At 65.9% G+C, this 23,996-nt stretch carries 17 protein-coding genes; 8 read left to right on the plus strand and 9 right to left on the minus strand.

The window, feature by feature from the left end:
* Nucleotides 1-75: 75 nt before the first annotated feature.
* Nucleotides 76-918: a TIGR03915 family putative DNA repair protein gene (locus tag C3F42_RS27690; protein ID WP_038706409.1), complete on the minus strand. Its 843-nt coding sequence runs from the start codon at nt 916-918 to the stop codon at nt 76-78.
* Nucleotides 915-2,135 carry a putative DNA modification/repair radical SAM protein gene (locus tag C3F42_RS27695; RefSeq protein WP_046855067.1) on the minus strand — a complete coding sequence of 407 codons (1,221 nt, stop codon included), beginning with the start codon at nt 2,133-2,135 and terminating at the stop codon, nt 915-917. Before C3F42_RS27695 ends, C3F42_RS27690 begins: the two co-directional genes overlap by 4 nt.
* Before the next feature lie 213 nt (nt 2,136-2,348).
* Here C3F42_RS27695 and C3F42_RS27700 point away from each other — a divergent pair, with 213 nt between their 5' ends.
* The 3 genes from C3F42_RS27700 to C3F42_RS27710 are packed head-to-tail and all read left to right on the plus strand — an operon-like array spanning nt 2,349 to nt 7,999.
* The gene (locus C3F42_RS27700; RefSeq protein ID WP_052062218.1) at nt 2,349-3,551 is read left to right on the plus strand and encodes a TolC family protein; all 1,203 of its coding nucleotides are present in this window, start codon (nt 2,349-2,351) and stop codon (nt 3,549-3,551) included.
* Between the two features lie 59 nt (nt 3,552-3,610).
* Nucleotides 3,611-4,837: an efflux RND transporter periplasmic adaptor subunit gene (locus C3F42_RS27705; RefSeq protein WP_104445147.1), complete on the plus strand. Its 1,227-nt coding sequence runs from the start codon at nt 3,611-3,613 to the stop codon at nt 4,835-4,837.
* Between the two features lie 15 nt (nt 4,838-4,852).
* Entirely contained in the window at nt 4,853-7,999 is a 3,147-nt protein-coding gene (locus C3F42_RS27710; RefSeq protein ID WP_104445148.1) for an efflux RND transporter permease subunit, read from the plus strand.
* A 70-nt stretch (nt 8,000-8,069) separates the two neighbouring features.
* On the opposite strand, the gene C3F42_RS27715 is transcribed toward C3F42_RS27710, so the two are convergent.
* The 6 genes from C3F42_RS27715 to C3F42_RS27740 all read right to left on the minus strand — a co-directional run bounded on the left by C3F42_RS27715 (nt 8,070) and on the right by C3F42_RS27740 (nt 12,697).
* Nucleotides 8,070-8,558, minus strand: a complete 489-nt coding sequence (locus C3F42_RS27715; protein WP_094011355.1) for a DoxX family protein — start codon at nt 8,556-8,558, stop codon at nt 8,070-8,072.
* Between the two features lie 15 nt (nt 8,559-8,573).
* On the minus strand, nt 8,574-9,197 hold the full coding sequence (locus C3F42_RS27720; RefSeq protein WP_104445149.1) for a ferric reductase-like transmembrane domain-containing protein: 624 nt from the start codon (nt 9,195-9,197) through the stop codon (nt 8,574-8,576).
* A gap of 128 nt (nt 9,198-9,325) precedes the next feature.
* Entirely contained in the window at nt 9,326-9,991 is a 666-nt protein-coding gene (locus C3F42_RS27725) for a hypothetical protein (RefSeq protein WP_038707575.1), read from the minus strand.
* Between the two features lie 167 nt (nt 9,992-10,158).
* The gene (locus tag C3F42_RS27730; protein WP_232888054.1) at nt 10,159-11,259 is read right to left on the minus strand and encodes a hypothetical protein; all 1,101 of its coding nucleotides are present in this window, start codon (nt 11,257-11,259) and stop codon (nt 10,159-10,161) included.
* Nucleotides 11,260-11,285: 26 nt separating this feature from the next.
* Nucleotides 11,286-11,918 (minus strand): LysE family translocator, encoded by a 633-nt coding sequence (locus tag C3F42_RS27735; protein ID WP_031315284.1) that lies wholly within the window; start codon nt 11,916-11,918, stop codon nt 11,286-11,288.
* Nucleotides 11,919-11,920: 2 nt separating this feature from the next.
* Nucleotides 11,921-12,697 carry a YqcI/YcgG family protein gene (locus tag C3F42_RS27740; protein ID WP_094011357.1) on the minus strand — a complete coding sequence of 259 codons (777 nt, stop codon included), beginning with the start codon at nt 12,695-12,697 and terminating at the stop codon, nt 11,921-11,923.
* 170 nt (nt 12,698-12,867) lie between these two features.
* Here C3F42_RS27740 and C3F42_RS27745 point away from each other — a divergent pair, with 170 nt between their 5' ends.
* The gene (locus tag C3F42_RS27745) at nt 12,868-13,788 is read left to right on the plus strand and encodes a LysR substrate-binding domain-containing protein (protein WP_023630977.1); all 921 of its coding nucleotides are present in this window, start codon (nt 12,868-12,870) and stop codon (nt 13,786-13,788) included.
* Here C3F42_RS27745 and C3F42_RS27750 read toward each other — a convergent pair.
* Nucleotides 13,769-14,680, minus strand: a complete 912-nt coding sequence (locus tag C3F42_RS27750; protein ID WP_104445150.1) for a LysR family transcriptional regulator — start codon at nt 14,678-14,680, stop codon at nt 13,769-13,771. The genes C3F42_RS27745 and C3F42_RS27750 overlap by 20 nt on opposite strands.
* A gap of 114 nt (nt 14,681-14,794) precedes the next feature.
* Between C3F42_RS27750 and C3F42_RS27755 the strand changes: the two genes are divergently transcribed.
* The 4 genes from C3F42_RS27755 to C3F42_RS27770 all read left to right on the plus strand — a co-directional run bounded on the left by C3F42_RS27755 (nt 14,795) and on the right by C3F42_RS27770 (nt 23,830).
* Complete coding sequence (locus C3F42_RS27755) at nt 14,795-16,000, plus strand: MFS transporter (protein WP_104445151.1); 1,206 nt, start codon at nt 14,795-14,797, stop codon at nt 15,998-16,000.
* Nucleotides 16,001-16,093: 93 nt separating this feature from the next.
* Nucleotides 16,094-18,454 (plus strand): DNA polymerase II, encoded by a 2,361-nt coding sequence (locus C3F42_RS27760; protein ID WP_104445152.1) that lies wholly within the window; start codon nt 16,094-16,096, stop codon nt 18,452-18,454.
* 76 nt (nt 18,455-18,530) lie between these two features.
* Nucleotides 18,531-23,060: an NEL-type E3 ubiquitin ligase domain-containing protein gene (locus C3F42_RS27765; protein ID WP_104445153.1), complete on the plus strand. Its 4,530-nt coding sequence runs from the start codon at nt 18,531-18,533 to the stop codon at nt 23,058-23,060.
* A gap of 209 nt (nt 23,061-23,269) precedes the next feature.
* Complete coding sequence (locus C3F42_RS27770) at nt 23,270-23,830, plus strand: DUF4174 domain-containing protein (protein WP_023630983.1); 561 nt, start codon at nt 23,270-23,272, stop codon at nt 23,828-23,830.
* Nucleotides 23,831-23,996 lie beyond the last annotated feature (166 nt).

Below are 23,996 nucleotides of genomic sequence, written 5' to 3' on the forward strand. Positions count from 1 at the left end.
ACAGGGTGTATGAATTGAAAATGATGAAATTTTCACATTTTCCATTCGAATGGATTGGTTTGCCCACAGCCACACCTATCGATCGGTGCCACCTGCGCCAATCCGTTTACCTTGTTGCCTGCCTATTTCCAGCGCCTGGCCGTCGCGTTGCTTGCCGTGCCGTGCCTGGCCCACCAGTTCGGGGATCAGCGGCCCCTCGGGCAGGTGGCGCCAGAAGCGTCCGGGCAGATGCTGGCGCAGCGCGCCGGGGTTGAGCCGGGCGGGGTTGAAGGTGTGTCGGTAGTAGGCCAGCCACAGTTCGGCCCCGGGGTCGTCGGCGTTGCGCGCCCATTGCCGCCAGTCTTGCGGGCACTGGCGGCGGTAGTCCAGTTGCGCGCCGTCGTAGCGGATGCCGTCTTGGGGCGTGGCGATCAGCCAGCGCTGGCGGCCGAGGCGTTCGGCGAAGTGCGCGCTGGCGCTGTCGAGGATGTCATGGGCGGGCTCGTGGTAGGCCACCAGATCCAATTGCAGCTGCTCGGCCAGCGCCTCGGGCAGTGGCACGAAGCGCACGAAGGCATGCAGGTGATGAGCCTCGCGGCCGACCTGACGAATGCGCCGTTGCAGCTCGCTGCCCAGGCGGTCGCCGGCCAGCATCGCGGTGCGATCGCCATGGGCGACGCGCCACAGCACCTCGTACAACAGGTTCCAGCGCTGCTCGCCGCGGTAGCGCCCGGCCTGTTCCAACTGGGCCAGCAGCGCCGCCGGCACGCGGGCGTGGAACGGGCCGGGGCCTGCGGGCAGGGGCGTGGGCACGGCCAGCAAGTCATCCATCCAGGTCTGGCCCCAGGTCACCGTGGCCGGGTCGATGCCGTGGCCGAGCAGTTGGCGGGCCTGGCCGCGCCAGATGGCGAAATCATCGCCGCAATCCAGCGCGATCATCCCCACAGCCCCATCTGCACAGGCGCCTGGGGTTCACGCAGGCGGGCCCGCAGCAGGCCGCTGCGCAGCTCGGCCTGGGCCGGGCGGTAGTCGCTGGTGACGATGAACGGGCGGGCCTTCTCCAGCACGCAGCGCAACTGGATCAGGTCGTCGTAGCGGATGCGCCGTTCCCGGCGCAGGGCGACCAGGCGCTGCACGCTGCGCAGGCCGATACCGGGGATGCGCGCCAGCAACGCCGGCTCGGCGCGGTTGACGTCAAGCGGGAAGACCTCGCGGTTGGCCAGCGCCCAGGCCAGCTTGGGGTCGATGTCCAGGGCCAGGTTGCCTGCCTCGCCCAGCAGTTCACCAGCCTTGTAGCCGTAGCCGCGCAAAAGGAAGTCGGCCTGGTACAGGCGATGCTCGCGCAGCAGCGGCGGTGCGGCCAGGGGCACGCTGGAGGGGCTGTCGGGGATCGGGCTGAAGGCGGAGTAGTAGACTCGTTTGAGCCCATAGCCTTGATACAGCGACTCGGCGTTGCGCAGCAAGGTGCTGTCGTCGGTGGCGTCGGCGCCGACGATCACCTGGGTGCTCTGCCCGGCGGGGGTGAAGCGTGGCGCCCGCGGCTCGCCGGCGACGGCCTGCTGGCCGTGGTGGATCACACCCATCGCCTGGCGGATGGTGCTGGCGCGCTTTTCCGGGGCCAGGCGCTGAAGGCTGGCGTCGGTGGGCAGTTCGATGTTCACGCTCAGCCGGTCGGCCAGGCGCCCGGCTTCCTCGATCAGCAGCGGGTCGGCGTCGGGAATGGTCTTGAGGTGGATATAGCCACGAAAGGCGTGTTCTTCGCGCAGCAGGCGCGCCACCCGGATCAGTTGCTCCATGGTGTAGTCGGCGGAGCGGATGATGCCTGAGCTGAGGAACAGGCCGCTGATGCAGTTGCGCCGGTAGAAGTCCAGGGTCAGGCGCACCACCTCCTCGGGGCTGAAGCGTGCCCGGGGCACGTTGCTCGAGCGGCGGTTGACGCAGTACTGGCAGTCGTACAGGCAGAAGTTGGTCAGCAGCACCTTGAGCAGCGACACGCAGCGGCCATCGGGGGTGTAGCTGTGGCAGATGCCCATGCCATCGGTGGCGCCGAGGCCGTCGCGGCCGCGCGAGCTGCGCTTGGGCGCGCCGCTGCTGGCGCAGGACGCGTCGTACTTGGCGGCGTCGGCGAGGATGCCGAGTTTGGCGATGAGTTGCATGGGGTGTTCCGCTGAATACTGAATATTCATACAGTATTTCGGGATTGGTCTGATGGCAAGGGCTTCTGATCGGCCAGGCGCTGCCAAGTCCCCCATGGAACGCCCGAGCGCTCGATTACAGAATTGTAATCTTCATGCCACCCCCCAGATAACCAATGCTCCCTAAAGTCCCTCGCCAAAGCATTCCGCCGCTTGTCGACGAGGACTTCCGCCGTGCCCATCCCCCGCAAGATCGCCTTGCTCTGCCTGTTGCTGGCCGGCCCTGCCGGCGCCGAGGGCCTGAGCCTGGACCAGGCGCTCGACGCCGCCTTTGCCCAGAACCCGGACTTCGCCGCCATCGGCCGCGAGATCGGCATCGCCGAAGGCGAGCGCCGTCAGGCCGGGCTGATTCCCAACCCCGAGCTGTCGTGGGAGGTAGAGGACACCCGCCGTGACACCAGTACCACCACCGTGACTCTTAGTCAGGCCCTGGAGCTGGGCGGCAAGCGCGGTGCGCGGATCGAGGTCGCCGAGGCCGGCCAAGCGGTCGCTCGCCTGGAGCTCGAGCGTCAGCGCAACAGCCTGCGCGCCGATGTGATCCAGGCTTTCCATGCCGCCTTGCGGGCGCAGACCGCGCTGGAGTTGGCGCAGCAATCGCAGGCGCTGACCGAGCGCGGCCTGCGGTTGGTGGAGGGGCGGGTGCGCGCCGGGCAGTCCTCGCCGGTGGAGGCCACCCGCGCCCAGGTGCAGTTGGCCCAAGCCGAGGCGGCGGTGCGCCGGGCGCGAACCGAACGCACGGTGGCCAACCAAGCCCTGGCGCGGCTGACCGGCAGCGCCGAGGCCCGCTTCGACCGGCTCGACGCCAGCTCGCTCTCGCCAGGCCCGGCGCCCAAGGCCGAACGCCTGCTGGCCACGGTCGAGCAGACCGCCGAATGGCGCCTGGCCGCGGCGCAGATCGAGCGTGGCGATGCCAGCTTGAGCTCCGAGAAGGCCCAGCGCATCCCCAACCTGACCGTGAGCCTGGGCAGCCAGTACAGCCGTGAGGAGCGTGAGCGGGTCAATGTGGTGGGGTTGTCCATGCCGCTGCCGCTGTTCGACCGCAACCAGGGCAATGTACTGGCCGCCGCGCGCCGCGCCGACCAGGCCCGTGACCTGCGCAACGCCGTCGAACTGCGCCTGCGCGGCGAAACCCGCAGTGCCCTGGAGCAGTGGGGCACGGCCATGGGCGAGGTGCAGGCGTATGACCGCACCATCCTGCCTGCCGCCCAGCAGGCGGTGGACACCGCCACCCGAGGTTTCGAGATGGGCAAGTTCGCCTTCCTCGATGTGCTCGATGCCCAGCGCACGCTGATCGAGGCGCGCGGGCTTTACCTTGACGCGCTGGCCCAGGCGACCGATGCCCGGGCGCAGGTGGAGCGGATCTACGGCGAGCTTTGAGCCTCGTCCCATCGCGGGGCAGGCCCTGAACTGCAACGACTTTTTCAGCAGGAGCAACAATGACCAACCCACGCAAGCTCGCCATCCTCGCCGCCGCCCTGGCCGTTATCGGCCTCGGTGGCGCGGCCTGGACCGGCACCCTTGGCAAGGCCGGCAGCGGCCAGGCCCAACACGGCGACCACGGCGAAGCCGGCCACGGCCATGACCAAGAGAAGGACGACGGACACGGCCACGGCGAGCCCGCAGGCGAGGAGCATGACGAGGAGGAGGGCCAGCTGCACCTGACTGCCGAGCAGATCCGCGCCGCCGGCGTGCAGCTCGCCACCGCCGGTCCGCGCACCTTGGGCACCGCCATCAGCTTCCCCGGCGAAATCCGTTTCGACGAAGACCGCACCGCCCATGTGGTGCCACGGGTTCCTGGCGTGGTCGAGTCGGTGCAGGCCGAGCTGGGCCAGGCGGTCAAACGCGGCCAGGTGCTGGCGGTGATCGCCAGCCAGCAGATCTCCGAGCTGCGCAGCGAGCAGCAGGCCGCGCAACGGCGCCTGGAGCTGGCCCGGCTGACTTTCACGCGTGAAAAACAGCTGTGGCAGGAGCGCATCAGCGCCGAGCAGGACTACCTGCTGGCCCGCCAGGCGCTGCAAGAGGCCGAGATCGCCGCCGCCAACGCCGGGCAGAAGGTCGCCGCGGTGGCGCCAGCCGGCAAGGGCAACCGCTACGAGCTGCGCGCACCGTTCGACGCAGTGGTGGTGGAAAAGCACCTGACCGTGGGCGAGGTGGTGGACGAGACCAGCAATGCCTTCACGCTATCGGACCTGAGCCGGGTCTGGGCCACCTTCGCCGTGGCCCCGCGTGACCTGGACAAGGTGGTCAGTGGCCGTGGCGTCAGCGTCAGCGCGCCGGACCTCGGCGCCCAGGTGGAGGGCAAGGTCAACTACGTCGGCAGCCTGCTCGGCGAGCAGAACCGCGCCGCCACGGTGCGCGCCACCCTGGCCAACCCCAATGGCGCCTGGCGCCCCGGGTTGTTCGTCAATATCGCGGTCACCGTCGAGCGCTTCGACGCCGCGGTGGTGGTGCCGGAAAGCGCCCTGCAGACCTGGGAAGAGCAGACCGTGGTGTTCGCCCGCACCGATGAGGGGTTCGCGGCCCGCCCGGTCAAGCCCGGCCGGCGTGATGCCGGCCAGGTGGAGATCCTTGAAGGCCTGGCCGCCGGTACCGAAGTGGCCGCCGCCGGCAGCTTCGTCCTCAAGTCCGAGCTGGGCAAAGGCTCGGCCGAACACAGCCACTGACCGGGGACGCCTTCCATGTTCGAACGCCTGATCCAATTCGCCATCGAGCAGCGCCTGGTGGTGATGCTCGCCGTGGTGCTGATGGCCGCCGTGGGCATCCACAGCTACCAGAAGCTGCCCATCGACGCCGTGCCCGACATCACCAACGTGCAGGTGCAGATCAACACCGCGGCGCCCGGCTATTCCCCCCTGGAGACCGAGCAGCGCATCACCTTCGCCATCGAGACCGCCATGGCCGGGTTGCCGGGCCTGAAGCAGACCCGCTCGCTGTCGCGCTCGGGCTTGTCGCAGGTAACGGTGATCTTCGATGACGGCACCGATATCTTCTTCGCCCGGCAACTGGTCAACGAGCGCCTGCAGGTGGCCCGCGAACAGTTGCCCGAAGGCATCGAGGCGGCCATGGGGCCGATCTCCACCGGCCTTGGCGAGATCTTCCTGTGGACGGTCGAGGCCACGCAAGGCGCGCTGAAGGACGACGGCACACCCTATACCGCCACCGACCTGCGGGTGATCCAGGACTGGATCATCAAGCCGCAGCTGCGCAATGTGCCTGGCGTGGCCGAGGTCAACAGCATCGGCGGCCACGCCAAGCAGTACCTGATCGCCCCGGAGCCCAAGCGCCTGGCAGCCTACAAACTGACCCTCAACGACCTGATCGCCGCCCTGGAGCGCAACAACGCCAACGTCGGCGCCGGCTATATCGAACGCAACGGCGAGCAATTGCTGATCCGCGCTCCGGGCCAGGTGGCTTCGGCCGAGGACATCGCCAGCATCGTCATCTCCAGCGTCGACGGCACGCCGATCCGCGTCAGCCACGTGGCCCAGGTCGGCCTGGGCCAGGAGCTGCGTTCCGGCGCCGCCACCGAGAACGGCCGGGAAGTGGTGCTGGGCACGGTGTTCATGCTGATCGGCGAGAACAGCCGCACGGTGTCCCAGGCGGTGGCGGCCAAGCTCGAGGAGATCAACCGCAGCCTGCCCGAGGGCGTGGTGGCGATCACCGTGTACGACCGCACCAACCTGGTGGAAAAGGCCATCGTCACGGTGAAGAAGAACCTCATCGAAGGGGCGATCCTGGTCATCGCGGTGCTGTTCCTGTTCCTGGGCAACATCCGCGCCGCACTGATCACCGCCATGGTCATCCCGTTGTCGATGCTGTTCACCTTTACCGGCATGTTCAGCAACAAGGTCAGCGCCAACCTGATGAGCCTGGGTGCGCTGGACTTCGGCATCATCGTCGACGGCGCTGTGGTGATCGTCGAGAACGCCATTCGCCGCCTGGCCCATGCCCAGCAGCATCATGGTCGCATGCTCACCCGTTCCGAGCGCTTCCACGAAGTGTTTGCCGCCGCCCGCGAGGCGCGCCGGCCGCTGATCTACGGGCAATTGATCATCATGGTGGTGTACCTGCCGATCTTTGCCCTGACCGGGGTCGAGGGCAAGATGTTCCACCCCATGGCCTTCACCGTGGTGATGGCGTTGCTGGGGGCGATGATCCTCTCGGTGACCTTCGTCCCCGCGGCCCTCGCGCTGTTCGTCACCGGCAAGGTGAAGGAAGAAGAGGGCGTGGTCATGCGCACCGCCCGCCGTCGTTATGCCCCGGTGCTGGAGTGGGTGCTGGGCCGGCGCAACCTGGCCTTTGCCGGCGCCGCCACCCTGGTGCTGCTGTCCGGCGTGCTGGCCAGCCGCATGGGCAGCGAGTTCATCCCCAGCCTCAGCGAAGGCGACTTCGCCCTGCAGGCCCTGCGCGTGCCGGGCACCAGCCTGTCGCAGTCGGTGGACATGCAGCAGCGCCTGGAGAAAACCATCATCGAGCGGGTGCCGGAAGTCGAGCGAGTGTTCGCCCGCACCGGCACCGCCGAGATCGCCTCCGATCCGATGCCGCCGAACATTTCCGACGCCTATGTGATGCTCAAGCCGCGCGAGCAGTGGCCGGACCAGGGCAAGTCGCGTGACGCGCTGATCGCCGAGGTGCAGCAGGCGGCGGCCAGCGTTCCGGGCAGCAACTACGAACTGTCGCAGCCGATCCAGTTGCGTTTCAACGAGCTGATTTCCGGGGTGCGCAGCGATGTGGCGGTGAAGGTGTTCGGTGATGACATGGAGGTCCTCAACCGCACCGCCGCGCAGATCGCCGCCAGCTTGCAGCAAGTGACGGGGGCGTCCGAGGTGAAGGTCGAGCAGACCACCGGCCTACCGGTGCTGACCATCGATATCGACCGCGACAAGGCCGCCCGCCACGGCTTGAACGTGGGCGATGTGCAGGATGCGATCGCCATCGCGGTGGGGGGCCGTACCGCCGGCACCCTGTACGAAGGCGACCGTCGCTTCGACATGGTGGTGCGTCTGTCCGAGGCGCTGCGCACCGATGTCGACGGGCTGTCGAGCCTGCTGATCCCGGTGCCGGCCAGTGCTGCCGCGGGCGCTGCGCAGATCGGCTTCATCCCGTTGTCCCAGGTGGCCACGCTGAACCTGCAACTGGGGCCCAACCAGGTCAGCCGCGAAGACGGCAAACGCGTGGTGGTGGTCAGTGCCAACGTGCGCGGGCGTGACCTGGGCTCGTTCGTCGAGGAGGCGTCGCAGACCTTGATCGATAAGGTGCAGATCCCACCGGGTTACTGGACCCGTTGGGGTGGCCAGTTCGAGCAGCTGCAATCGGCGGCCGAGCGCCTGCGCGTGGTAGTGCCGGTGTCGTTGCTGCTGGTCATGGCCTTGTTGCTGATGATGTTCAACAACCTCAAGGACGGTCTGCTGGTGTTCACCGGGATTCCCTTCGCCCTCACCGGTGGCGTGCTGGCGCTGTGGCTGCGCGACATTCCGCTGTCGATCTCGGCGGGCGTGGGCTTTATCGCGCTTTCCGGGGTGGCGGTGCTCAACGGCCTGGTGATGATCGCCTTCATCCGCAACCTGCGTGAGGAAGGGCGCGGCCTGCGTGCCGCAGTCGAGGAGGGCGCCTTGACCCGCTTGCGGCCAGTGCTGATGACCGCGCTGGTGGCATCGCTCGGGTTCATCCCGATGGCCCTGGCCACCGGTACCGGTGCCGAGGTGCAGCGGCCGCTGGCGACGGTGGTGATTGGCGGGATCCTGTCGTCGACGGCGCTGACCTTGCTGGTGCTGCCGGCGTTGTACCAGTGGGCGCACCGGCGTGATGAGGCCGAGACTGCGTGAACCTCTATCGCGGGGCAAGCCCGCTCCCACGCAAGTATTCACTGTGGGAGCGGGCTTGCCCCGCGATGCTTCAACGCCGACGCCACAGCCAGTGGTCCAGGCTCAACCTTCCAGAGCCTTTCAACAGCAGTGGCAACAACGCCACCAGGTAGATCAGCGGCAGCTTGAAGTTGCCAAAGCCCTGGTCGGTGATCGCATACCCCCGCCCCAGTTCCGCCAGGCTTGACCATTGGTTCGGCCAGTGCACCGCCGCGATCGCCACCATCGTCACCACTATCAACACCGCCGAGGCCAGGCGGGTGCCGAGTCCGAGCAACAGGAGCAGAGGGCAGAGCAGCTCGGCCCACATCGACAGTTGCCAGTTCAGGCCCGCCGGCAGCAGGTCGAACGGGAACGGAAAACTGCCTTGCAGGTCGGCGAACCAGTTGGCGCCATTGAACTTCTCCAGGCCCGATTCGAAGAACTCCCAGGCCAGGAACAGGCGCAGCGGCAGGTCGGCGCTCCAGCTGCCGGCCCGGTCGAGGGCCATGAACGGGCGAGTCAGGGTGTTTGTCAGCATGGTGATCTCCTTGGGTCAGTGCGACAGGGCAGGGGCTGCCCGACGTAAGCGTTGGGCCTGCTTGGCGATGAGCTTGAGGGTGATGGCGGCGAACATCAGGGCGAACGCCAGCGGGTACCAACCGCCCATGGGGATGCGCTTGTAGAACGACAGGCAGAACACCGCCGCCAGCACCCAGGTGCCGGTGCTGTGCAGGGCTTTCCACAGGCGTGGGCCGAGCAGGCGCATCGGTGCCTTGAACGAGGTCAGGGCCAGCAACAGAATGAACAGGTAACCCACCGCGCCCGGGATGTTCGCGACGGCGCTGCGCCCGGCCCAGAACAACTCCGGGTAGCGTTGCGCATACAGGTAGATCAGCACGCCATGGACTGTATGCGAGAAGGCGAAAGCCAGGCCCAGGTAGCGCCGTTCACGGAGCAATTGGCGGCTGGCCTGGCTGGGTAGCAGGGTGACCAGCGTCGAGGCCAGGAAGGTCAGCAGGAACAGTGCGAAAGAGCTGCGTGCCGTGGCGCGAATGGCGCTGCGCAGGCCATCGGCCCCCAGCGGATGGGTGACAAGCACCACAGCGGTCATCAGCAGGGCCAGGGCCGCGAGGGCGTGGAACAGCTTCCAGCCAGAGGGCAGTGGTAACGCTTTCATGGGCAGGGTTTCCGGCGTGCTCGGCGACGGCGGGTTGCCGTCGCGCTGTGCTGGCCGGAAGTCTGTGCTGGCGGGGTATCGACAGTGTGTCGAGGAGGGCGGTGTTATGTATCGCTGTGTAGTGGCGTTCAGCGGGTACTGGTCAGACGCTGCTGCGCTGCGGCGCAACCATTGATCTCCACCGCCTTCTGCAGGAAGGTCTGACGCTGGCGTGGATCGAGTTCACCCAGCAGCCGGTAGATCTCGGCCTGATAGTCACGCTGGCGGCCCCACTGCAGCTGCAGGCCCTGTGGCCGGCTGCGATTGCAGGCCAGGCGGGTGGCCGGCTGCGGATAGTAGGCGGCATACAGGGTGGCCATGCTCGGGACTGCCTCCAGGGCCTCGCGGTAGGCCGGGCTGGCATTGTAGGCCGTGCACCAGTGGGCGATGGCCAGCGCCGGTGGAGCAAAACCTTGCTTGAGGCTGGCCTCGAGCAAGGGGCAGGCGGCCTCGGCGATCTGGTTGGCCGGCAAATAAGTGGTGTAGTACAGCGCCAGGCGATACTGCGCCACCGGGTGGCCGAGGGCGACGGATTTTTTCAGCAGCGCCACGGCCGTGGGCAGCGTGTGCGCCATGGCCTGGCCCTGGCGACTGAGCTCGGGGTCGCCAATGGCGGTGCGCAACGGGCTGGCGCTATCGACCTGGTTGTCGGCCTGTTCCAGCAGGGGCAATGCCTGGCGGTAGAGCAGGTCGGCATGGGGGTCGATGTTCACTTCCAGGGCCTGGGCGCCGACGGCGGCCAGCAGCAACGGCATCGCCACGGCCAGGCTGGTGCGATGGCTGCGACCCTGATGGCGGGCCGAAAACGAAGGGGCGGCTGGGATGGTCATGGCAGTTACGCGGTTGCCTCGGGCAAATCAGGAGCGACGACAGCGTATTCTATCCATCCGCACCCCTTCCCCGAAAGCCCGGCGTACGGCCATCAGACCAGCTTGATCGGAGCGACCTTGCGTAGAGCCTGCCTTTCCTGGGCCAGCCCCAGTTTGGCAGTGATCACCTTGGCCAGTGCGTTGTTGCCAAGATCGTTGAAGTGCAGGCGGTCGACGAACAGATGTTCGCTGAAGACCGGCGAGCTGCTGAGCATGCTGTTCATGTCATAGCAGGGCACCGGTTCGGCCTGGTTCTTGATACGGCGGAAGAAGGCCATGTGCAGCTGGCTGTCGAAAGTGTCGCCGAGCAGACGATCGAAATTCGATGGCTGTCGGTCGAGCTTGCCGAGCATGGCCTGTTCGGCGCTGGGCACGACCTCGCGGCACCAGGGTAGCAGTGGCTGGAGGATGAAGGTGAGGGTGGTGTGGCCGTCGGCCAGCAGGCGATCCCATTGACGCAGGGTCCGGCTGACGCAATCGGCGGCGCGGATCAGACGCTTGTCGGGGCTGGACAGCGGCTCGATGTCCGGCCAGCGCGGTTGTCGCGCAGGCGCCAGGACCTGGCCCAGGCGCTGCCAGAGCGATTCGCGGCGTGCCTCGCCGGTGGCTTGCACCCCTTCGTTGAAGCGATTGAGAAAGTCCTGGTAGGCCTGTGCCCGATGCGGATCCTGTGCACCGGCCAGAACCTCGGCCAGTGCCTCCTGGGCCAGCGAGTTGAGGCCACTGAGCACCACCACATGGCCGATCTGGCCAAAGCGGTGCTGGTGGGTCAGGAACATCAGCAGCTCCTGCGTGGCATTGAGCCCGCAACCGGCAAGGCTCAGCCAGATCTCCCCGGTCAGCATCGACAGGTACGAGGCCACGGTGTGCTCGTCGGAGCTGGCGCCGATGCCCATGGCGGTGGAGCCGCCGACGAGCAGGTTGACCCGCGCCGTGCCGCCGCGCTCGGCCACCGAGAAACGCTTGCCGGCGCAGTGGCTGTAGCGCATGCCCAACGCGTCGGTATTGATAGTGCCGGAGCGGTAGCCGCGCTCATGCACGTACAGCGTGTGCGGGGCCCGGCGACTGCCCAGTTGCAGGAAGCGCTGGTAATCCTCTGCCAGGGGGTCGGGGGTGCCCATGCTGCCGGGGGTATCGCTGTCGATCGGTGTCATGGGCGTTCCTTCTTGTGAGGGCGGGCTCAGGCAGCCAGCTCCTTGAGGTTGTAGGCCAGGCCGACGGCGGCGATCAGCAGCAGGGCGACGCCCGAGGCCAGGCTGATGAGGCGGTTGCTGCGCGGCGAGGCGATCTTGCCGATGGCGAAGATGTACAGGCTGAGGACGGCGAAATCGATGGCGATCCACAGCAGCGACAGCACCACCATGCTCTTGCCGAACGACTCGGTGATCTGGATGAACTGCGGGAAGAAGGCGATGAAGAAGATGATGTCCTTGGGGTTGGAGATGCCGACCATGAAGCCCTGCAGCAGGCCGCCACGGCCTGGTTGTGCTCCGCTTGTGGCTTGGGTGGCACTCTGGGCCGGGGCCTGCAGCGCTTCGCGAAGGGTGCCCAGGGCGATGTAGCCGATGAACAGGCAGCCCAGCAGGCTCATGCCACTGAGCCAGGCCTTGTCGATGGCAGCACTGGTCAGGATGATCCAGGCGGCCGCACCGATCAGCACCAGTGATGCCCAGTTGGTGCCGACTGCCGTGAATAGGGCCTTGCGCGAGCCCGAGGCGGCGGCGGTGTTGACGATCAGCGCCACCACCGGACCGGGCGTGGCGATCAGCAGCAGGACGGTTAGGGCATAAGTGGCGGTCAGTGCGGTATTCACGTTCAGTTCTCGGTAAGGCATTCAGCCATTGCGTGGGTGTGGAACGGGCAGCGCGGCGGGCTCGGCGCACCGGGCTCCTGCAGTTGGTACTGCTTCCATTCGAAGTTGTCGTCCTGGCCGAAGAAGCCAAGGGTCTCGGGCATGACGCCGTCGTTGTAGTGACGCACCCGCTCGCGAATCCGCGCCCGGATGCGCTGGCCGCTCTCGGTGCCGGCGCTGGCCACCTCGTCGAAGCTCTCCCGCGGGTTGATGACAAAGGCAATGTGCGGGCCCAGGTTGCGGCTTTTCATCAGGCGATGGGCGGGGAAGCTCATGTTGATGAACAGCGGCATGCCGGCGAAGCAGAATGACCAGCGTGCGTCGTGCGGGTCCTGCGGGATCTCCTCGGGCCATGGCAGCGTGTCGCGGGCGTGGACCTCGCGCAGCACATCCCAGGCCAGTGTCTGCTGCGCCTCAAGCGAGGAGTCGGCGGCCGTTTCGAGAAACACCAGCAACGGGTTGCCGATACGCTGCTTGAGCGGGATCGGCGTGATGGTGGCGATGTAGTCGGCCAGGCCCCCTGCGATATCCTCGGCCAGACGTGCGGCGCGGGCGAAGACGATATGGCAGGTGCGCGCATTGACTGCCTTTCGCCCGAACAGGCAGGGGAAGTCAGGGTTGGCCAAGGTTTCCTTGAAGTGTTCTATGGTCTTGTGTGTCCAGTGGTGTCGGTTCTGGACATGTTCGTCGGCGAGCTCTAGCGCATCCAGGCGATAGCAGATTCCATAACCCGTAAACATGATTTCCCCAGGTAGATCCGAATGTGGCGTTAATAGAACTTTTTCGTCATATCCGTGCAGGTTAGTTATATATAATTGTTATTTACCGGCATTTTCGGAGATGCCCCCTGCGTTGTAAAACGCCTGGATCTATGACCTACTATTAGCTTCACTCATGCTCGGAAGGCGCCATGTCGGAACGGATTCAAGCCTTGCACGCCCTGCGGGCCTTCGAAGTGGCCTCGCGCTATGGCTCTTTCACCCGTGCAGCCCATGAACTCGCCCTTACCCAGGGCGCAGTCAGCCATCACATCAAGACGCTCGAAGCGCTGTTTGGCTGCGATCTTTTCGAGCGTCGCGGGCCCAAGTTGCGCCTGACCGAGCACGGCCGCCTGTTGGCCCAGGAGCTCAAGGTTGGCTTCAAGATCATCGAGAATGCCTGTGCGCTGTTACGCCAGGACCGCTACGGCGTCCGGCTCAAGGCACCGTCCACGCTCACCGTGCGCTGGCTGCTCAGGGCCCTGGACGGCTTCAAGAAGGTTGACAACAGCTGTTCGGTGCAATTGTCGAGCGTGTGGATGGACATCGACGCGGTGGACTTCTATTCCGAGCCTTATGACTGCGCGATCCTGTTGGGTAACGGGCGCTTTGCCGCGGATGTGGAGAGTCTCAAGCTGTTCGATGAATGGCTGGTTCCGGTGTGCCACCCGAGTTACCTTGAGCAGGCGCGGCCGGAGCTCTCGGTGCTTTCCAGCTGCGAATTCCTCCACCCCTCGCCGGACCGCCGCGACTGGCGGCGCTGGCTGGCGCGCATGGATGCACTTGATATCAGCATCGACCAGGGCCAGGTGTTCGACACCCTCGACCAGGGTATTTCGGCTGCCCAGCAGGGGCTGGGCATCTCGGTGGTCGATCTGGTGCTGGCCAGCGCCGATCTTGCCGCCGGCAATCTGGTCACACCATTCCCTCACGCCGTGGCCACCGGCGATGGCTATTACATGACTTGGCTCAAGGCCAGCCCCAAGGCGCATCAGATGCAAAAGCTGCGCGACTACCTGGTGGCCCAGGTGCCGCCACTGTCGCACAAGGACATCAGCTACTTGTACGGCTGAAGTCGTGGGCCGGGAGCACTCGCTCGAGCATGAAGTCGATGAACACCCGCAACTTGGGCGGCATCTGTCGCCCTGAGGGCCACAGCAGGTAGAAGCTGCCGCGCCGCTCCATGAAGTGGTCGAGCACGCTGACCAGGCTGCCGGCCGCCAGCTCCCGGCGCACGCTGAAGTCCGGCAGGCAGGTGATGCCACGGTGGTTGAGGGCGAAGCAGATGCGCGTCTCGACATGGTTGCAGACCATCGAGATGGGAATGGCGTAGTCCTGCTCGGGGTGTTCTCGGCGCAGCGGCCAGGTTTCCAGCTTGCCGCTGTTGGGGAAACGATAGTGCAGGCAGCTGTGCCCGCCGAGCTCGCGGGGGTGCTGCGGCGTGCCGCGTTCGCGCAGGTACTCGGGGGACGCCACCAGGCGATGCTGGAAGTGCCCGAGGAACTTGGCGTTCAGCCTTGAATCCAGCGGCTGGCCGCCGCGCATCACCACGTCGAAACCCTCGCCGACGATATCCACCATGCGGTCGCTGAAGTCCAGATCCAGTTCGATCTCCGGGTAGCGCGCCATGAACTCGGCCAGCGCCGGCATCACCAGCCCGGTCACCTGCGGCAGGCTAACCCGCAGGCGCCCGCGCGGCGTGCCGCTGGCCTGGGACAGTACCTGCTCGGTGGCTTCGATCTCGGCCAGGATGCGCCGGCTGCGCTCGAGGAACAGCGTACCCTCGGCGGTCAGGGTGATGCTGCGCGTGCTGCGGTGGAATAGGCGCACTCCCAGTTTTTCTTCCAGCCGGGCCACGCGTTTGCCCACGGCTGACGCGCTGATCCCCAGCGATTGGCCAGCGGCGACGAAGCTGCGGGCTTCGGCGACCCGGATGAAGACCATGAAGCCACTGAGGCTGTCCATGCTGTGCTCCGATTGCGGACATTGATGTCCTGACTGAGCGGAATTGTACCCGGCTTTTTCCGTAATACCCCAGCGGCGCAAGATGCCTGCCTGTTCGACAAACCGGAGACCATCATGCATTCACCTTCCTCGGCGGCCTGCGCCGGCGCATCCCCCGCCAGTGCCACGCGCCTGCCCATGAGCGCCTTGCTGGCGCTGGCGCTGACCGGCTTCATCGCCATCCTCAGCGAGACGCTGCCGGCCGGCCTGCTCGACCAGATCGCCAACGGCATGCAGATCAGCCAGGCCATGGCCGGGCAATGGGTCACCGCCTACGCCTTGGGTTCGTTGCTCACGGCCATCCCACTGGTGACCCTGACCCAAGGCTGGTGGCGCCGTCGGGCACTGCTGCTGGCCATTGGCGGCTTCATCCTGTTCAACGGGCTGACCGCAGTGTCCTCGGACAACACGCTCACCTTGCTCCTGCGATTTTGCACCGGTGCCGCCGCCGGCCTGGCCTGGGGCCTGATCGCCGGTCATGCGCGGCGCATGGTGGCACCGGCCCAGCAGGGCAAGGCCATGGCAGTGGCGATGCTGGGGCAGCCCATCGCCTTGTCGCTGGGCTTGCCCATCGGAACCTGGCTGGGGGCATTGATGGGATGGCGGGCGACCTTCGTGATGGTGACCCTGGCCGCATTGCTGCTGGCCGCCTGGGTGCTGCGGGCAGTACCGGATTTTCCCGGCCAGGCTGCGGGCAAGCGCCCCGCGGCCATGGCGGTGTTGCGTACCCCGGGTGTGGCACGGGTGCTGCTGGTGATCCTGGCGTGGATACTTGGTCATAACATTCTCTACACCTACATCGTGCCGCTGATTGCCGCGGCGGGCATGGCCGAGGCGGTGGGCCAGGTACTGATGACCTTCGGCCTGGCCTCGCTGGCCGGCATCGCCCTGGTCGGCCTGGGAGTCGATCGGCATCTGCGCGGGCTGGTGTTGCTGTGCCTGGCCGGCTTCGCCCTGGCGACCCTGGCGCTGGGGCAGGTGCAAGGCGCACCCTGGTTGGTGCATGTCAGCGTGGCGCTGTGGGGGCTGACCTACGGCGGCGCGCCGACGCTGCTGCAAACGGCCTGCGCCGATGCGGCGGGCGAGGGCGGCGATGTGGCGCAGTCGATGCTGGTGACCGTGTGGAACAGCGCCATCGCCCTGGGTGGCATCATCGGCGGGCTGTTGCTGGTGGGCGCCGGGGTCGGGGCGTTTGGCGCGGTGGTGCTGGCGCTGGTGGGGTTGGCATGGTTGCTGGTGCTGGGCGGACGCCGAGCCGGGTTCGCCGCCGGCGCCCGCTAGCCCGATGTTCATATCGGCGAATCAGTATTTCTGACGACAGGACAGTTACAATCAGCAGGTGCGAACAAAGCAGCGATTCGAGGTCCCCCCGCAGTGCAATTGCAACAAGGCTTCGTCCTGACCCGCCACTGGCATGACACGCCCGAAGGCACCTGCGTGGAGTTCTGGCTGGCCACCGACCAGGGGCCCCGGCGCGTGCGCCTGGCCCCGCAGCCCTCGGTGGCTTTCCTGCCCGCCGCCCAGGCTGAACACGCCCGCTTGCTGCTGGCCGATGAACAGGGCGTCGAACTCAAGCCACTGCAACTGCGCGACTTCGACCTGCGCCCGGTGATGGGCTTGTACTGCCGCCAGCACCGCCAGCTGATCACCCTGGAAAAACGCTTGCGCGGCGCGGGCATCGAGGTCTTCGAGGCCGATATCCGCCCGCCGGAGCGCTATCTGATGGAGCGATTCATCACCGCGCCGGTGCGTTTCGATGGCCGCGCCGACGACCAGGGCACCATGTTCGATGCCCAGCTCAAGCCCGACCCCGACTATCGCCCAACCTTGCGCCTGGTGTCGCTGGATATCGAGACCAGCGAGCGTGGCGAGCTGTACAGCATCGCCCTGGAAGGCTGCGGCCAGCGTCAGGTCTATATGCTCGGGCCGGCCAACGGCGAGGCCGGCGAGGTGGATTTCGACCTGCATTACTGCAGCGATCGCGCCGAACTGATCACCTGCCTCAACCAGTGGCTTGCCCGCCACGACCCCGATGCGATCATTGGCTGGAACCTGGTGCAGTTCGACCTGCGTCTGCTGCACGAGCACGCACAGCGCCTAAAGGTGCCGCTGTGCATGGGCCGCGACGGTGCGCCGCTGCACCTGCGCGAGCATGGCAGCCGCAGCCATTTCTTCGCCGAGGCGCCTGGACGGTTGTTGATCGACGGTATCGAGGCCTTGCGCTCGGCGACCTGGAGCTTTCCCTCGTTCAGCCTCGAAAGCGTCGCGCAACAGTTATTGGGCGAGGGCAAGGCTATCGACACACCCTACCAGCGCATGGACGAGATCAACCGCCGCTTCGCCGAGGACAAGCCGGCCCTGGCCCGCTACAACCTCAAGGATTGCGAACTGGTCACGCGGATCTTCGCCCATACCCGGCTGCTCGAGTTCCTGCTCGAACGTTCATCGGTCACCGGCCTTGCCGTGGATCGCAGCGGCGGTTCGGTGGCCGCGTTCTGCCACCTGTACATCCCGCACATGCACCGCCTGGGTTATGTCGCGCCCAACCTGGGGAGTGTCGAGGGCGAGGCCAGCCCAGGCGGCTTCGTCATGGATTCGCGGCCCGGCCTGTACGATTCGGTGCTGGTGCTCGACTACAAGAGCCTGTATCCCTCGATCATCCGCACCTTCCTGATCGACCCGGTGGGTCTGGTCGAGGGCCTGCGCCAGCCGGACGACACACATTCGGTGGAGGGTTTTCGCGGCGGGCGTTTCTCGCGCAGCCAGCATTGCCTGCCGGCGATTGTCGAACGGGTGTGGCAGGGCCGCGAGGCGGCCAAGCGTGACGGCAACGCGCCGCTGTCGCAGGCGCTGAAGATCATCATGAACGCCTTCTATGGCGTGCTTGGCTCCAGCGGCTGCCGCTTCTTCGACCCGCGCCTGGCGTCGTCGATCACCATGCGCGGGCACCAGATCATGCGCCAGACCCGGGCACTGATCGAAGCGCGGGGCTTTGATGTGATCTACGGCGATACCGACTCCACCTTCGTCTGGCTCAAAGGCGCCCACGACGAAGAGGGCGCGGCGCGCATCGGCCGCGAGCTGGTGGCCGAGGTCAACCAGTGGTGGCGCCGCCACCTGGCCGAGACCCTGGGTCTGGACTGCGCCCTGGAGCTGCAATACGAAACCCACTACCGGCGTTTTCTCATGCCGACTATCCGTGGCGCCGACGAGGGCAGCAAGAAACGCTATGCCGGCCTGGTGCGGCGTGTCGACGGCAGCGAGGAGATGGTCTACAAGGGCCTGGAATCTGTACGTACCGACTGGTCGCCCCTGGCCCGACAGTTCCAGCAGGAGCTCTATGGCCGGGTGTTTCGCGGCCAGCCCTATCGCGACTATGTGCGCGGCTATATCGAGCGCACCCTGGCTGGCGAACAGGATGAATTGTTGATCTACCGCAAGCGCCTGCGCCGGCCGTTGGCCGACTACCAGCGCAATGTGCCGCCGCACGTGCGCGCGGCGCGGCTCGCGGACGAGTACAACGCCCGTCTCGGGCGACCGTTGCAGTACCAACGCGGCGGCTGGATCAGCTATGTCATCACCACGGCCGGCCCGGAGCCCTTGGAAAACTGCCAGGCACCTTTGGACTACGACCACTACCTGACCCGCCAGTTGCAACCCGTGGCGGATGCCATCCTGCCCTTTGTCGGTGATGACTTCGCTGCGCTGATCGATCGTCAGCTGGCGCTGTTCTGAGTGCGGTGGTAGCGGGCTAGTGCCGGGGCAAGGCAGCTATCCCTAGGCTGGGCCCCCCAGCACAAGGAGTCCACCCATGCCTACCGACAGCGACTCAGCGGTTGCGCCAAGCGACGACACGCTCCGCTTCGAGCAAGCGTTCCAGGATGACCTCATCGCCAAGCGGCTGCCTGACTGGTTGCACGAGCTTGCCGATGCCTCTCTGGCGGCGTTGTGCGCCGCCCTCAAAACCAGCCTTGACTGCCGGCAACGCCTACGGGCGCGCTGGAGGCGTGTGCAGGGCATCGAAGCGTTTGTCGGTGCCGCCTTGCAGGACGCCTTCGACAAACGATTCGCGACAAAGGTGGATGTCGCCACCCTGTGGTTCCGCCACGGGTACCCGGTGCCGTTGCGTGGCCAGTATTTCACTACCCGAGTTCCGGTTTCGGGTACTGACTATGCCCAGACTCCATTGGTGGAAGCCGCAATGCGCAATTTCGTCGCCAGCGAGTCGGTGGATACCGGCCAGCCGCGCGGTAATGGCCTGCTAAAGGGGGATGGGGGGCGTCTTGATCAGCCCAGTGCGTCCGAGTTTGCCCGGTTATGCCGCGAGCTGGATGCTGGCGCGCGCTATCAGCGCCATCTGGATGCGGTCTTTGACCCGCCCGGCGAACAAAGCATGCGCGCCGTGCTGGCGGGGTTGCTGCACTCCACGCTGGTGGTCGACGCGTGCAAGGCAAATGTCGACGGAATCCTGAGCGCCGCCGAGCTTGATCTGCTTCTGCGCGTGTGCAGCGATGGCGATTCGCAGGTACCGGGCGACGCGCCGGTGGTTGTCAAGCGACTGCGCGTGCTGGGATGCGCGCTGGAGCAGGTCATCGTGTTCGACGTCATTGATCAGGGCTGGTTGCGCAATACCAGCCAACGCATCTTCTGCTACATCCCAGGTGATCCACACGGCCCCTGGAGCGCCCACCCCGACCTGGAGCACTTTAGCCGCAAGCGGCTGGGTCGCCACTTGCGCGATGGCGCCTACCTGACATTCTTCAGCCGCTTTCTGAGGCGCCGCGACAGCCAGCGCTTCTTTTCGACCGTCATCGAGTTGTACCGGGATGTCGCGATCTGGGCCACCCGCGACCTTCAGGTGCACATGCACCCCATCGCACTCCCGCTGTTCGACCAACTGGCGGCGGCGCGTATCGCGCAGATCAAGGATGACGCCGCAATGATCGCGCCTCCCGTGGCTCAACTGGATCGAGCCGTGCAGCAGGCCCATGACCGGTACCTTGCGGCGCAGGGGTGGTTGCTGGCGGGCCTGGCGGGGTTCTTCATTCCTGCGGTTGGCGCTGGGCTGCTCGCAGTCTTTGCCTGGGATCTACTTACCGAGGTTTTCCATGGCGTGGAGAGTTGGCATGACGGCGATACCTCGGCCGCCCTCGACCATCTGACGCATGTGGCGCGCGATCTGGCCGTGGTGGCGGTGACAGCGGTCGGGGTTTCGGCCGTGCGTCATGCATGGGGGCGTTCAGTGCTGGTCGACAGCCTGGTGCCGGCGCAAATGGAAAATGGCAAGACGAAGCTATGGAACCAGGACCTGGCGGCCTATCGCAGTGAGGCGCCACTGTTGGCTGCGCGGCAGGCGGGCGATGGCGTCCAGCGGCAAGCCGGGCAAGCGTTCATCGAGATGGAGGGGCAGCACTATGCGGTGCAGCAGCGCAGCGAAGATGGCGCGTGGCAATTGTGCCCCCAGGCAGGCTTCGGTCCTGTGGTGCACGGCAACGGCGCGGGCGCGTGGCGGTTAGCCAGTGCGCAGCCGTCATGCTGGCAGGGTGCACGCCTGATGTTCAGTCGATTGGGCAGACCGTTCAACGAGCTTGATGCTGCCAGGGTTGACGCAGCACTGAGTATTCACGGGATTGGCGCGAGCAATCTGCGGGCGTTGCACATGGAAAGCCAGGCGCCTGACCCCTGGCTTTGTGACAGCGTCGAACGCCTGCAACTGGAGGCACGCATAAGCCGGGCGATCACGGATCTGCGCTCTGGTGTGGGTAGCGAGGATCATGAATTGCTGCGGCATGCCCAGCGTTGGCCGCAAATGCTTGGGCTTGAGGGGCCCCGGCTTGCCGAGCAGATTGGATTGTACCGCCGACCGTTGCTGCAGGCGCTGTACGACAGTGGGCAGGAAGCCGATACGGTCGCAATCGCCACGTTGCGACGGGCCTTTACAGGCTTGCACAGACGAGCGGCGCAGGCGTTGCTGCAAGGCGCCGATGCCGACGACTACCGACGCCTGGCCGAGACTGGCAGGATAGCCATGCGCCTTGCCGAGGGTGCGAGGGCGAGCGTCGCACGGATCCGTACGGTGCGGGTCTTGGAGGCCTTGCATTACGACATGCCGCAGTCAGCGGATCTTGCGCGGGTGGTGATCGGGCTGCTCGAAGCGCAGGCGGGTGCTTCCAGGCCCATACGCTGGCGATTGCTGGACGAGCGTGTCGGGGGGCCGGTGCTGGTCGCGGGAGGCGAGCCCGCGATGACAACCAGCCTGTTGCACCTTGATGGCCGGTATGTGCGCCTCGATTCACATGGCAACGCCGTGGGGGCGATTGGTGAATTATTCGAGGTCATGGCCGCTGCCTACGACGAGGACCAACTCATGGAGCTGGGCCTGGACGCACCTTCTGCCGCCAGCCTGCGCGTGGCGGTGAGGCGGCGCGCGGTTGCCGACCGACCGGCCGTGGAACGCCTGCTGTCACCCAGGCAGCCGGGCGCCATGCGCCCGCCATCGCGGCTGCAGGACGGTCGCTTCGGCTATCTGTTGAACGGCCGCCTGCCCGACAGGGTCTGGCGTAGAGGCAGGCCGCAGGCGCTGGTCGACAGGGCGCACAGCCTGTTTCCAGCCCTGGACCAGGCAGAGCTCGATACGTGGATCAGCGCGGTCCAGGCCTCGGGGCGGCGCGTCGAGGAGATCCTGACGACGCTGCGTGGGCAATCCGAACTGTTGGCCGAACACATGGAGCGTTGGGTTACAAGCGCTTCGCGTGGCGAGGCCCAGGAGCAGCGTCGCTATTTCAGTGATGCGCTTATACGCTGCTGGCAATGCAGTACCTTCGAGGAGTCCGTCGATCGTTCCCCTCCCATCGAGCTTTGGTGGAGCCAGATGGGGACGAGGCCGGGAACGCTGCCAGAGCTGCCGCGGCTGATCCGGTTCAATCGTGTGTCGGTCCTGTCACTCCGGAGTATGGCGCTCGAAGCAGTGCCCGACAGTTTTCTCGAGGCGTTTGGCAACCTGCGAGTGCTGGAGTTGCCTGGCAACAGACTGACCCGTTTGCCAGCGCAACTGCGGTACATGCGACGGTTGGAATGCCTGGACCTCTACAACAACCAGATCGCGCTTGATCCTGGCCAAATTACGGTGCTTGCCGGTTGTGAGGCGCTCACCTATCTCAATCTTTCCTACAACCCGCTGGGGCGAACCTTCTCGGTTGGCGCGATGGCGCGTCTGAGTGAATTGCGCTTGAACAGTTGCAGGATCGGCGCACTGCCGCATGGCGCGCTTGAATGCCCGCGCCTGGTGGCGCTCGATATACGCAACAACCTGATCACCGCGTTGCCCGAAGGCTTCTACCAAGCCCTGCCTTGGACCCGGGGGCGGGTGTGGCTGCAGGGCAACCCCATGACGTCCGAGCAGCATCAGCGGTTGCGGTTAGCCGTGGCTCAGCAGGTGGCACCTGCGCAAGTGATCGAACCTGACATCCTGCCGCGCATGCGCTGGCTCGATGTGATCGGGGATCGGCACCGTGATGAGCTGGGGTCGACCTGGGCGCAGGTGGACGGCAACGAGCGCGGCGAAGCGTTTTTCCACCTGCTCACGGGGTTAACGGAAACGGCCGACTTTCGCAGCCCTGCGGGGGCTCGTGATCTAGCCTATCGGGTACTGGATATGCTCCAGGCGATGGATGCGGATGCCGGGCTATGCAATGAACTGTTCGCCTGCGCCCGCGATGTCACGTGCCAGGACAGCATTACTCTGCGTTTTAGCGACCTGGAGGTGCGTTTACTGGTGTGGCGGGCGCAGCAGGGCAACGTTGGCGGGAATCGTGAACGGGCCTTGCTCTATCTTGGGCGTCAGTTGTGGCGGCTGGAGGCGGTTGATCGCATCGCCCTGGAAGATGTTCAGGCACAGCGAGCGACGGGCGGCAATCCGGACGAAATAGAGGTGGTCCTGGCGTATCGACTGGCGCTACGCCGCGAGCTGGACCTGCCGCTGCGGATCAACGACATGCTGTTTCGCAACCTCGCGGGCGTCGGTACGCGGCAGGTCGCGCAGGCGCGTGAACGTGTGCTGGCGGCGGAGGGCAGCGAGACGCTGGCACGCTCATTGGCCGAGAGGGATTTTTGGTGCCAGCATTTGCGCCAGGCCTATCAAACCCGCTTCGATGCGTTCGATGCGCCCTATCACGCACGCATGGAGGCTTTGATGGCGGATCGGAGTCTGTCGGAAGCTGTCCGGCTGGGGCAGATCGGCCAAGTACAGGAGGAGCGGATGCTAGCCGAACGCACGAGGATGCTTGAAATGACCCGTCATGCATTGGAGGTGGTTGCCGAGCAGGAAGTGGCCGTTCGCTGAGTTCGCTTCGGACCATGATGGCTTTGGACTATGCTCAAGATCGGGAGCGGTGGTTCCGGAAACTGCGTCAGCAGGAGCCGCGATGATTGCGGAAACCACTGGTTACCTTTGACCCAAGCACATGGATGGATAGTTGGTTTAGGCTCCCGGCCCGGATCTTTCTCCCTGATCTGCAGTCTTTGGTTTATCGAGAGAATAAGGAGATGCGCATGCTCGTTCGGTCACTGACCCTCGCCACCTTGCTCGCCGTAGCCGGCCCTTTGTACGCCGCCGACAGCGATGCCCCGCTGGCCAAGGAACTGGGCAAGGCCAGGCCGTTGGTGGTCATCGCCCCGAGTTCGGCCGACCCGACCCTGCGTGGCCTGGAACAGGCGCTGAAAGATCCCGCTACCCAAGCCGGATTCAAGGAACGTGGGCTGGTGCTGTACAGCGTCGCCAGCATGATGGGCAAGCGCGAGGACAAGAACCTCGAGCAGCAGACCACCATGGCGCTGATCCGCGAGCTCAAGCTGGGCGCCAGCAAAGGCACCAAGGTGATCCTGGTGGGCAAGGACGGCGAACGCCATGTGCTCAAGGACGACGACAGCGGCGAAAAGCTCGATCCGCAAGTTATTTTCAAGGCAGTCGATGAGCTGCCGCCCAGCGAGCAGGCGGTGACCGCGCCGGAGCCGGTAGCCGCTGCGCCAGCCGAGCCAAAGGCCAAGGACAGCAAGGCCAAGCCGAGCAAGCCCGCCAAACCTGCCGCGCCGCCCAAGCCGCTGGAAGACTGAGGCCTCTGTCACGGCCTTCTGCGCCAGCAGAAGGCCGTTCTTGTATCCCTGTGTATCTGCGCCTTGCCTCGACCCACTGCCATACAAAACCACGCCCGCTCCGATACATCGACGACACACCGCTGCGGCTCAATGGCTCCACTTTCCAACCACAGTGGAGCGACAC

It is taken from the genome of Pseudomonas sp. PONIH3, from assembly GCF_002934345.1.
GTDB lineage: Bacteria > Pseudomonadota > Gammaproteobacteria > Pseudomonadales > Pseudomonadaceae > Aquipseudomonas > Aquipseudomonas soli.

Bases quoted from the DNA above. Each gene is read 5' to 3' on its own strand.
- C3F42_RS27690 (WP_038706409.1), bottom strand. From the start codon at position 918: ATGATCGCGCTGGATTGCGGCGATGATTTCGCCATCTGGCGCGGCCAG.
- C3F42_RS27695 (WP_046855067.1), bottom strand. From the start codon at position 2,135: ATGCAACTCATCGCCAAACTCGGCATCCTCGCCGACGCCGCCAAGTAC.
- C3F42_RS27705 (WP_104445147.1), top strand. From the start codon at position 3,611: ATGACCAACCCACGCAAGCTCGCCATCCTCGCCGCCGCCCTGGCCGTT.
- C3F42_RS27710 (WP_104445148.1), top strand. From the start codon at position 4,853: ATGTTCGAACGCCTGATCCAATTCGCCATCGAGCAGCGCCTGGTGGTG.
- C3F42_RS27715 (WP_094011355.1), bottom strand. From the start codon at position 8,558: ATGCTGACAAACACCCTGACTCGCCCGTTCATGGCCCTCGACCGGGCC.
- C3F42_RS27720 (WP_104445149.1), bottom strand. From the start codon at position 9,197: ATGAAAGCGTTACCACTGCCCTCTGGCTGGAAGCTGTTCCACGCCCTC.
- C3F42_RS27725 (WP_038707575.1), bottom strand. From the start codon at position 9,991: ATGCCGTTGCTGCTGGCCGCCGTCGGCGCCCAGGCCCTGGAAGTGAAC.
- C3F42_RS27730 (WP_232888054.1), bottom strand. From the start codon at position 11,259: ATGACACCGATCGACAGCGATACCCCCGGCAGCATGGGCACCCCCGAC.
- C3F42_RS27740 (WP_094011357.1), bottom strand. From the start codon at position 12,697: ATGTTTACGGGTTATGGAATCTGCTATCGCCTGGATGCGCTAGAGCTC.
- C3F42_RS27745 (WP_023630977.1), top strand. From the start codon at position 12,868: ATGTCGGAACGGATTCAAGCCTTGCACGCCCTGCGGGCCTTCGAAGTG.
- C3F42_RS27750 (WP_104445150.1), bottom strand. From the start codon at position 14,680: ATGGACAGCCTCAGTGGCTTCATGGTCTTCATCCGGGTCGCCGAAGCC.
- C3F42_RS27755 (WP_104445151.1), top strand. From the start codon at position 14,795: ATGCATTCACCTTCCTCGGCGGCCTGCGCCGGCGCATCCCCCGCCAGT.
- C3F42_RS27765 (WP_104445153.1), top strand. From the start codon at position 18,531: ATGCCTACCGACAGCGACTCAGCGGTTGCGCCAAGCGACGACACGCTC.
- C3F42_RS27770 (WP_023630983.1), top strand. From the start codon at position 23,270: ATGCTCGTTCGGTCACTGACCCTCGCCACCTTGCTCGCCGTAGCCGGC.